Genomic DNA, 457 nt, shown 5'->3' on the forward strand with positions numbered 1-457 from the left:
CTGGGTAAGGCTACAATCTCCATGCAGACGGACAGCCGCTCCCGTGGCCAGTCGGAAAGCTACAGTCAAAATAACCAGCGGCTGGGCCGGGAGCTGATGACACCCAGCGAACTGGCGACCATGTACATTATTTCCATGACGCTGATGAGCTCCACCAGCGCGCCCCGCACCCTGCCGGTGGGCCTTTTGAATCTGATGCAGGCCCAGCAGAGCGCGGCCCAGAACGGCACCATGTATGCCGGTCTGGTGCTGGTGATGCTGCCCACCCTGATCCTGTACATCTGCGTGCAGAAGCAGCTGACACAGGGCATGACCGTGGGCGGTCTGAAAGGGTAAGGTGACAAACGATGAAAGCATTCTGGAAAAATCATCCCGCCCTGCGCATGGTGATGATGCTGGTACTGTTCGTGCTGTCCATCGCGCTGGTGACAGCAGGCTGGAAAATGACCGGGCAGCT

Annotated in this window: 1 protein-coding gene; it reads left to right on the plus strand. The window is 58.9% G+C overall.

The window, feature by feature from the left end:
- On the plus strand, positions 1 to 336 hold a 336-nt coding region (locus P0G09_RS15605), incomplete at its 5' end, for a TraM recognition domain-containing protein (protein ID WP_275253108.1).
- Between the last annotated feature and the right edge of the window lie 121 nt (positions 337 to 457).

The sequence above is a fragment of the Faecalibacterium sp. DFI.5.82 genome (assembly GCF_029076575.1).
Taxonomy (GTDB): Bacteria; Bacillota; Clostridia; order Oscillospirales; family Ruminococcaceae; genus Faecalibacterium; species Faecalibacterium duncaniae.